This is a genomic window from Acinetobacter sp. MB5 (genome assembly GCF_003261585.1).
Classification (GTDB): Bacteria; Pseudomonadota; Gammaproteobacteria; order Pseudomonadales; family Moraxellaceae; genus Acinetobacter.
This window is the reverse complement of record NZ_POVU01000008.1, coordinates 120,380-129,957: the sequence shown is the minus strand read 5'-3', so window position 1 is coordinate 129,957 and position 9,578 is coordinate 120,380. Positions and strand designations below refer to the sequence as shown.

Here is a 9,578-nt window from a genome sequence, read left to right as displayed (position 1 = left end):
AGCGAATAGCGAATAGCGAATAGCGAATAGCGAATAGCGAATAGCGAATAGCGAATAGCGAATAGCGAATAGCGAATAGCGAATAGCGAATTATAATATTAATAAATAATAGAATAAGAAATTTCAGACATAAAAAAACCGCATTTAAGCGGATTATTTATTTCATCTTTTAGATGATGGTCGGAGCAGTAGGATTCGAACCTACGACCCCCTGGTCCCAAACCAGGTGCACTACCAGGCTGTGCTATGCTCCGAAATTGGGGTGAATGATGGGGCTCGAACCCACGACAACCGGAATCACAATCCGGGGCTCTACCAACTGAGCTACATCCACCGTAGTGTTTTAGTTCTATGCATCAGACTACCATAAAATGGCGCGCCTGACAGGATTCGAACCTGTGACCATCCGCTTAGAAGGCGGATGCTCTATCCAACTGAGCTACAAGCGCTTGATCGATGACAAAACATCATGCGATACCGCCTTGAGGAATTGGTCGGAGCAGTAGGATTCGAACCTACGACCCCCTGGTCCCAAACCAGGTGCACTACCAGGCTGTGCTATGCTCCGATTCATCTCAGCTTTCGCTGTATCGCACATCGTGCGGTACGGTGTGCATTCTAGGCGCGAGTCTTAATTTGGTCAATACCTTAAATCAAAAAAATATGCTTTTCTTTACTCGAAAGCTTATTTATTCGGCATTTTAATTATTTTTGTGCTTTTTTTAGGCATTTCTTTCTAATTTTCAAGCATATATCTCTAATAAAAAAAGCCTCATTCTAAGATGAGGCTCATTTTAAAATCTTGGATTAGTCACTTAAGAACGGTAATCAGCATTAATTTTCACATAATCATAAGACAAGTCACAGGTATAAACTGTGTCTTTTGCTGTTCCACGTCCTAAATCCACACGAATTGTCATTTCTGATTGTTGCATGACACGTGCGCCCTCTGCTTCCGTATAGTCAGCCGCTGCGCCACCATCTTTGCACAATTGAACCTCATCCAACCAGACTTGTACTTTTTCAACATCTAAATCTTGAATCTTGGCATAACCGATAGCACACAAAATACGACCCCAGTTTGGATCTGATGCAAAAATTGCAGTTTTAACCAATGGTGAATGTGCAATGCTATAAGCGACTTCACAGCATTCGTCGGTATTATTTCCACCTTCAACTGTTACCGTAATGAATTTGGTTGCACCCTCTCCATCTCGTACAATTAGCTGAGCAAGGCGTTTCATCACACGAATAAGAACTTGTGCAACAGTAACATAACGACCATCTTCTTCTGACTGAATTTCTTCACCGCCCGCCTGACCTGTTGCTACAAGAATACATGAGTCATTGGTTGAGGTATCACCATCAATCGTAATACGGTTAAATGACTGGTCTGCTGCATCTTTAAGCAATTTTTGTACAAGATCTCGTGCAATTGGTGCATCAGTCGCGACAAAGGACAGCATGGTTGCCATATTGGGACGAATCATGCCTGCACCTTTACTAATACCTGTCATGGTATAAGTTATGCCATCAAGTTCAAATTGCTCAGATGCACCTTTGGGTGTGGTATCTGTTGTCATGATCCCTTTCGCAGCATCCACCCAAGCATCGGCTTTTAAACTATCAAAAGCAGGCTGTAGTCCAGCAACAATTCGATCTACTGGTAATTGTTCACCAATCACACCTGTTGAAAATGGCAGAATTTGATTTGTCGAGATACCTGCAACCTGAGCCAGTGCTTCACAAATTTTTTGTGCATTTTGCAGGCCCAATGTACCTGTACCTGCATTGGCATTACCTGTATTAATCACCAAATAACGCGCATTGCTTTCTGCCAAATGAGCTTTAGAAATACGCACAGGCGCCGCACAAAAAGCATTTTGTGTAAAAACACCTGCAACATTTGCGCCTTCAGAAAATTCAAAGATCACCAGATCTCGTCGGTTTGGATAACGTACATGCGCTTCTGTAGAGCCAATTTTTACACCTTTTACCACATGCATAAGTGGCATTGTAACGTCACCAACAGCCATTTTAATGATCCATTTTTAGAAGTGAAAATAAAGTTCTAGCTTATTAGATATGCTGATAAAAATCGAGTATCAAACCCCATATTACTCAAGAAAAAACCAGCCTCTAGAGCTGGTTTTTGCGATTTCAGTTCGATGAATTATCCCGATTAATCCATGCTCAATAATGATTGTTCTGCTTTTTGCTGGCTTTCTACAGAGAGTGCTGGATTTGCTGCCACAATGCGTTTGATTGTCGCACGATCTGCTGGTGCAATCGCTTCTGTTTCAATCTGAACAGCACGACCTTCCGTGTTACCGACTGCATAGCGAATTCCTGTACGTGGACTAATCACTATTGCGGTATTACCCTGTACAACAGCTTGTTCAGTAGTTAGGTGCTGATTCGCAAAGCATAAGCTTGGAGTAAGGCATAATGTGAGCCATAGCACTTGTTTCATTTTTTTCATGGTTGTACCAACACTTGAAGGTTTTACAAAGTAAATTTTGCATGAAAAAGTGTACTGGAAATTAAAGTCTGAGCCTATGTCCTGATCATAAAAAAGCAGAACATCTTGTTCTGCTTTTGTAAAACTTAGATCAGTTTAAATTTTTCCATGGCATTGCTTGTATTTCAGGCCAGATCCACATGGACATGGCGCATTACGACTCGCAGGTGGAACAATATTATCTTTATCAAAATTAAATGCTACTGAATTTTCTTCTTCAGCATCATCCATCATGAAAGTTTCACCTGTCAAGCCATCAACATTATCATGTTCAAATGACAAACGCATTGAACCCGCTTGTTGTTGCTGACGAGCTTCCATTTCAGCAAGCTCTTCTGGTGTTGGTACATGTACCAATGACAAGTCTGTTACAACATCAGACTTGATTGCACCTAACATGTTCACAAACAAGTTGAAGGCTTCTTTTTTGTATTCTTGCTCTGGATTCTTTTGAGCATAGCCACGTAAGTGAATCCCCTGACGCAAGTAATCCATCGCAGCCAAATGATCTTTCCAGTGACGATCAAGTGCATTCAAGACGAAGTGACGTTCAAGTGTGGAAGCCGAATCTGCACCCATTTGCTCACGACGTGCACGATAGCGAGCAACCACTTCATCACTAATGCGCTCTACCAGACCCTCTTCATCTAGACGGCGATCTTCATCCAGCCATTGCTGAATTGGTAATTCAATACCCAAGTCCGTGCTAAGAGCTTTTTCTAAGCCTTCAATATCCCATTGATCATGAATTGATTCAGGTGGAATAAAGTTGGCAATCAAGCCTTGCATCACATCGTGATTCATTTCTTCGATGTAATCTTGCAAGGTAGTTTCAGCAAGTACCGCATCACGTTGAGAATAGATAATCTTACGTTGTTCGTTGTTTACATCATCGTATTTCAATAGGTTTTTACGGATGTCAAAGTTACGTGCTTCAACTTTGCGTTGGGCATTTTCAATCGAACGACTCACCATTTTATGTTCAATGGCTTCATCTTCTTTCAAGCCCATCGCACGCATCATACCAACCACACGGTCACCCGCGAAGATACGCATCAAGTCATCTTCTAAAGACAAATAGAAACGTGAAACACCTGGGTCACCCTGACGTCCTGCACGACCACGCAACTGATTATCGATACGGCGAGATTCATGACGTTCTGAACCAATGATATGCAAACCGCCTGCATCCAGTACAATTTCATGATCACGTTGCCATTCAGCTTTTAAACGTGCTTCATCTTCAGTAGTCGGATTTTCAATTTTCGCGAGTTTGGCTTTCCAGTTACCCCCGAGCAAAATGTCTGTACCACGACCTGCCATGTTGGTTGCAATGGTCACAGAATCTGGACTACCTGCTTGAGCAATAATGTCGGCTTCACGCTCATGTTGTTTGGCATTCAGAACTTCATGTTTGATCCCAGCCGCAGTAAGTTTCTGCGACAAGATTTCACTGGCTTCAATTGTTGCTGTACCCACCAGAATTGGCGCGCGAGTTTCTTGAATTCGTTTAATTTCCGCAACAATCGCACTGTATTTACCATTACGGTTTAAATAAATTAAGTCATTATGATCTTGACGAACCATTGGTCGGTGCGTTGGAATGAGTACGACATCCAAACCATAAATTTCTTTCATTTCCGAAGCTTCGGTATCTGCAGTACCTGTCATACCTGAAAGCTTTTTGTATAAACGGAAATAGTTCTGGAACGTTGTTGTTGCCAATGTCTGGTTTTCTGGTTGAATTTCCAGACCTTCTTTGGCTTCTACCGCTTGATGCAGACCTTCAGACCAACGACGGCCTGGCATGGTACGACCTGTATGTTCATCGACAATAACCACTTCACCATCATGAATAATGTAGTGAACGTCGCGCTGGAACAAGAAATGTGCACGAATTGCCGCAGACACATGATGTACCAAGTTCAGGTTCGCTGCTGAATACAGGCTCTCACCTTCTTGTAACAACCCCATCTGAATCAATTCGCTTTCTACAGCTTCATAACCTGCTTCGGTCATTTCCACTGAACGCTGTTTTTCATCAATCCAGAAATGTCCACCATCCACTACTTTTTCTTCTTTTTGTGGATGAAGCTTTGGAGCAATCGCATTAATTGCAGCATAGAGTTGTGAAGAATCTTCGCTTTGACCCGAAATAATCAAAGGTGTACGCGCCTCATCAATCAGGATTGAGTCAACTTCATCAATGATGGCATAAATTAAACCACGCTGCTTTTTCTCCGCTAGAGAAAACACCATGTTGTCACGTAGGTAGTCAAAACCAAATTCATTGTTTGTACCGTAAGTAATGTCTGCTCTATAAGCTAGCGCTTTTTCATCAGGTGCTTGCATCGAATAAATCGTGCCAACAGTTAAACCTAAAAATTCAAATAATGGGCGGTTTAACTCGGCATCACGCTGTGCCAAGTAGTCATTTACAGTAATGACATGCACACCTTGAGACGTTAAAGCGTTCAAGTAACAAGCCAAGGTCGCCATCAAGGTTTTACCTTCACCTGTACGCATTTCGGCAATTTTACCTTCATGCAAGGTAATACCACCAATCAACTGCACATCATAGTGACGCATTCCCATGATACGCTTACCCGCTTCACGGCAGACTGCAAACGCTTCAGGCAATAAATCATCCAAGCTCACCCCAGCTTGGTAACGATCTTTAAATTCTTGAGTTTTTGCAGATAAGTCTGCATCGCTAAGAGCATCTATCGTCGGTTCGAGCGCATTAATTTTCTCGACAATTTTACGCATGCGTTTCAGTTCGCGCTCATTTTTTGTACCGAAGATACCTCCGATCAGACCTGCCAACATGGATAAACTCTCTAAATTTTGCTAGTCAAAAATGAAAAATGAATTTCTAATTAGACGATATTATGGAGTTAGAATTTTGAAGTACAAGTTTTTTACGTAAAAAGCCGCATTTTTTTTCATCTTATCTACTTTAAATCACAAGATTCTCCATTTTTAATTCCATACAGAATCGAAAGCTCTCTCTGCATAGAATACCCCGATAGAAATCACCAGCAATATACTTAGCGCATGATCTTCATCTAAGATGATGAACGAAATCTATTTACTCTTCATTGTTTTCGATGTTTTTATAGAAAAAGAGATGTAGTGTGTCTAAATATCAATTAATTTGAAGTGAGTGTTGTTATGACCAGCTTACTTATGAATACTCAGCCCGTCCGATTCATGATACTCGCTTTAACGATCAGTTTTTCTTTACAAGGCTGCATGCAAAGCAGTGCTCTACCTGATGCTCAACGTCCTATAAATTGGGGAACAGCCTTAAACAAACGCTATAATTTTTATCAGGTGAGTCCTTGGTTATATCGTAGTGAACAACCCACCAGCCAGCTACTGCCATTATTAGAGCAGCAACATATCGACATCATTATTAATTTACGCGTACAAAATGATGATCAGCAACTTCTCAAACATAGCAACATAAAACTGATCCACATCCCAATGAATGCTTGGGATATTCGGCAACAAGAGATTGTTCAAGTCATGCAGATTTTACAGACTGCACAAGTAGAGAATAAGAAAGTGCTGATTCATTGCTATCATGGTTCTGACCGAACAGGCGCTATGGTCGGAATGTCACGAATTTTGCTAGAAAATTGGTCTGTTACAGATGCAATGAATGAAATGAAGCATGGTGGTTATGGTTTTCACCCAATTTGGGTCAATATTGATCGATTATTTAGCCCTAAACATATTGAATGGATGCGCCAACAATTGGCACATCCACAAAAAAATTCTTAGCGTTGATCGAGTGGAACCCAGTCAATCACCCATGCTGTTTTCATCCCCAAACTCGCATCGCTTTGAATTTTGCGGCGGGATGTATCTGCCGTTTCACGGTCTTTCGCTGGCCCAACCATAATACGAATACCTTTAGAAGTTGGGCTAGTAACCACTTTATACCCCTTGGCTCGAAGTTTAGAAACCGTTGCATCGGCATTGGCTTGATTAGCCGCAAGTGCAACCTGTACCATCCATTTTTTCTTACCTTCCAATAAATCCCGAGCTTTGTCTGCATCAGCTTGTTTCTTGCTCACTGATTTCTTAGTATCAGCATCTGCCTGTTTCTTCGCTTCAGTATCCGCTTGTTTCTTCGCCTCTAGAGCCGCTTTGTGTTTTGCCTCGGCAGCAGCTTTATGTTTCGCCTCAACATCAGCTTTGCGTTTTTCTTCTGCATCGGCTTTTTTCTGAGCTTCTAATTCTGCTTTCTTTTTCGCAGCAGCTTCATGACGAGCATCTTCTTCTGCCTGCTTTTTCGCATCAAGTTCAGCTTGTTTTTTCGCCTCCAAATCAGCCTGCCGTTTTGCTTCTGCATCTGCTTTTTTCTTTGCATCTACAGCAGCTTTATGCTTGGCTGCTTCATCATCGGCGTGTTTCTTTTTTGCGTCAGAATCTGCCTGTTGATCTGTGGTTTTGGTTTTACCATCAGGTTTCGTTTCAGGTGGAATATTATCTGAACTATCCTGACCAGTTCGACGCTTATTAATTTCAGCATATTCTTCAGCAGCCTTACGAGCAGCATCTGCTTCCGCTTGTTGCTGCTGTTGTAAATATTGCTGAGTACGTGCTTCTTGTTCAGCAACTGCTTGCTCTCGGGCACGCTTTTGCTCATCCAATAGACGTTTTTCGGTTTCAACATCAACTGTTAAAGGTTGTAAAGCCTGCATATCGCCTGCTTTTTGCGTATTTTTTTGTTGTGTAGTCGTTGTTTGAGTTAAAGTCGCGGCTTGTTTATGCTGTAATTCTTGTGTGCCTTTCATCAACAATGCTGCGAGCAGCACACCACCGCCCAATAAAACAACGCCGCCCATCCAACGTTGTTTGTTATTCATTGACATTATTCAATGTACTCCCAAACCGCCTCTAAGGTATGAAACGAACCACAAACCAAAATCAGTTGCTGATCTTGTAAATGATCGAGAGCGGATTGAAATGCCTCTTTCACATTTGTAAATTGTTGTGTCGTTGTATTGTTTAAAGCTTGCTGAATTTTTTCAAGTTTTGCCGCACGTGGCACTGTTAACTCGGCAATATGCCAAGTCGATACCACAGGATTCAGCAACTCAACCACTGAATCAATATCTTTATCAGCGAGCATTGAAAAAACTGCAACAACTTCAGAATACTGTTTATTGTATTGCATAAAATTCTGCAATTGCTTTAACAAAAATTCAACACCATGCGGGTTATGCCCTGCATCAAAAATCACGGTTTTGTTCTGAATTTGACGAACTTCAAAGCGCCCTGCAATTTTTGCCGCTTGAATTCCCTGACGAATTGCCTGATCAGAGATAGTTAAACCGCTCACGAGCACAGTAGCAACCGCGGTTGAAATATTATCGAGTGCCAAATGCCCTTTTGGCAGCACCAAAGTCGATGCAGGTGTGGCAAATAACCATGTATCTTCCGACTGCTCTTGATAAAAATAATCACGATTCAATACATGTAATTGAGCATTGCATTCTTGAGCTTTATCTTGAATGGCTTGTGGAAGTTGTTGCTGACCTGCAAAAATCACAGGAATGTTGGGGCGAATAATCCCTGCCTTTTCAAAGGCAATTTTTTCAATGGTATCGCCCAGCCAGTCCACATGATCCAAACCAATATTGGTGATCACGGCAACATCAGGCTCAATGACATTGACAACATCAAGTCGCCCACCGAGTCCAATTTCAAGCACCCAGACATCACATTGTTTTTGTTGAAAAATAAGAAAAGCAGCTAACGTGGTTGCTTCAAAAAATGAAAGACTTAAACCACATTCACGGCGTGCCTGATCGACTTGGACAAAAGCATCAATCAGTTCTTGATCGCTGGCTTCCAAACCTGAAATTTTGACACGTTCATTAAAACGGTAAATATGTGGAGATTGGTAAAGTGCAACTTTATAGCCCGCTTGTTGAAGAATCGCGGCAATTGTTGTTGTCGTTGAACCTTTCCCATTGGTACCTGCAACCGTAATCACTTTGGCTGAGGTGGTTGTCACTTTTAATTTTTGAGCAACAGGAATGACGCGCTCTAAGCCCAAATCAATTCCTGTTACATGCACATGGCCCCAATAGTTGAGCCATGTGAAAAGACTATCCGTAGCTTGTGGTGCTATTGTGTTCAATTTAGATGTTCATCAGTTTACTTACGATTCTGTATACAGTATCACGTAATGAATGACGATGAACAATTTGATCGACCACACCATGATCAAGCAAATATTCAGCACGTTGGAATGGTTCATCGAGTTTTTCACGAACAGTTTGTTCGATTACACGTTTACCTGCAAAACCAATCATTGCCTTAGGTTCAGCGATATGAACATCACCCAACATGGCTAAAGACGCAGTTACACCACCATAAACAGGGTGAGTTAACACCACGATATATGGCAAGCCTGCTGCTTTCACTTTTTCAATCGCTGCTGATGTACGTGCCATTTGCATCAAAGACAACATGCCTTCTTGCATACGTGCACCACCAGAAGCAGCAAAGCAGATGAACGGTTGTTTTTTCGCAATCGCACTTTCAGCCGCTTGTACAAAACGGTCACCAACCACTGTACCCATTGAACCGCCCATAAAGTCGAATTCAAATGCACATGCCGTCATTGCCACGCCTTTTAAAGTGCCTTGCAATACAACTAATGCTTCAGTTTCGCCAGTTTTCTTTTGCGCTTCTTGCATACGTGCAGGATATGGCTTGCTATCAACAAAATTTAGTGGGTCTTTAGCACTAAATTCCTGACCAAGCTCGTTATCTACCTGATCAAAGAACCAAGTTAAACGTTCACGCGCTTTCATACGTAAATGTTCATCACACTGTGGACAAACATAAGCATTAAAGCTCATGGCAGTGACTGTTGTCAGTGAATGACACTCTGGACATTCAACTGTTGGTTCATTAAAGCTTGCTTTTAAAGTTTCTTGTGCGTCTGGTACATGGATTCCAGGAACTGGGCGATCAGTCCAAGGTGTCGATGGGTTCAGAACTTTACTTGGTTTAACTTCTTGATTCATAT

The 9,578-nt window shown here is 41.8% G+C and carries 7 protein-coding genes and 4 tRNA genes; 1 reads left to right on the top strand and 10 read right to left on the bottom strand.

Annotated elements, in window-relative coordinates:
- Positions 1-177: 177 nt before the first annotated feature.
- From C1A47_RS11585 to secA, 7 genes are all read right to left on the bottom strand, one after another.
- A tRNA-Pro gene (locus C1A47_RS11585) sits at positions 178-254 on the bottom strand.
- Between the two features lie 4 nt (positions 255-258).
- A tRNA-His gene (locus C1A47_RS11580) sits at positions 259-334 on the bottom strand.
- Between the two features lie 38 nt (positions 335-372).
- Positions 373-449 (bottom strand) — tRNA-Arg (locus tag C1A47_RS11575).
- 42 nt (positions 450-491) lie between these two features.
- Positions 492-568, bottom strand: a tRNA-Pro gene (locus tag C1A47_RS11570).
- A gap of 247 nt (positions 569-815) precedes the next feature.
- Complete coding sequence (argJ, locus tag C1A47_RS11565; protein ID WP_111895197.1) at positions 816-2,036, bottom strand: bifunctional glutamate N-acetyltransferase/amino-acid acetyltransferase ArgJ; 1,221 nt, start codon at positions 2,034-2,036, stop codon at positions 816-818.
- A gap of 146 nt (positions 2,037-2,182) precedes the next feature.
- Positions 2,183-2,482 (bottom strand): hypothetical protein, encoded by a 300-nt coding sequence (locus C1A47_RS11560; protein WP_111895196.1) that lies wholly within the window; start codon positions 2,480-2,482, stop codon positions 2,183-2,185.
- A 135-nt stretch (positions 2,483-2,617) separates the two neighbouring features.
- The gene (gene secA / locus C1A47_RS11555; protein ID WP_111895195.1) at positions 2,618-5,350 is read right to left on the bottom strand and encodes a preprotein translocase subunit SecA; all 2,733 of its coding nucleotides are present in this window, start codon (positions 5,348-5,350) and stop codon (positions 2,618-2,620) included.
- A 360-nt stretch (positions 5,351-5,710) separates the two neighbouring features.
- Between secA and C1A47_RS11550 the strand changes: the two genes are divergently transcribed.
- A complete protein-coding gene (locus C1A47_RS11550; protein WP_413772965.1) occupies positions 5,711-6,310 on the top strand; it encodes a dual specificity protein phosphatase family protein in 600 nt (199 codons plus the stop codon).
- Here the strand turns inward: C1A47_RS11550 and C1A47_RS11545 are convergent.
- Genes C1A47_RS11545 through accD form a run of 3 tightly spaced genes read right to left on the bottom strand, consistent with a single transcriptional unit; the run spans position 6,307 to position 9,576 of the window.
- Positions 6,307-7,407, bottom strand: a complete 1,101-nt coding sequence (locus C1A47_RS11545) for an SPOR domain-containing protein (protein WP_111895193.1) — start codon at positions 7,405-7,407, stop codon at positions 6,307-6,309. The genes C1A47_RS11550 and C1A47_RS11545 overlap by 4 nt on opposite strands.
- Positions 7,407-8,681, bottom strand: a complete 1,275-nt coding sequence (gene folC, locus C1A47_RS11540) for a bifunctional tetrahydrofolate synthase/dihydrofolate synthase (protein ID WP_111895192.1) — start codon at positions 8,679-8,681, stop codon at positions 7,407-7,409. Before folC ends, C1A47_RS11545 begins: the two co-directional genes overlap by 1 nt.
- A 1-nt stretch (position 8,682) precedes the next feature.
- Positions 8,683-9,576 carry an acetyl-CoA carboxylase, carboxyltransferase subunit beta gene (gene accD / locus C1A47_RS11535; RefSeq protein ID WP_111895191.1) on the bottom strand — a complete coding sequence of 298 codons (894 nt, stop codon included), beginning with the start codon at positions 9,574-9,576 and terminating at the stop codon, positions 8,683-8,685.
- Positions 9,577-9,578: the final 2 nt, after the last annotated feature.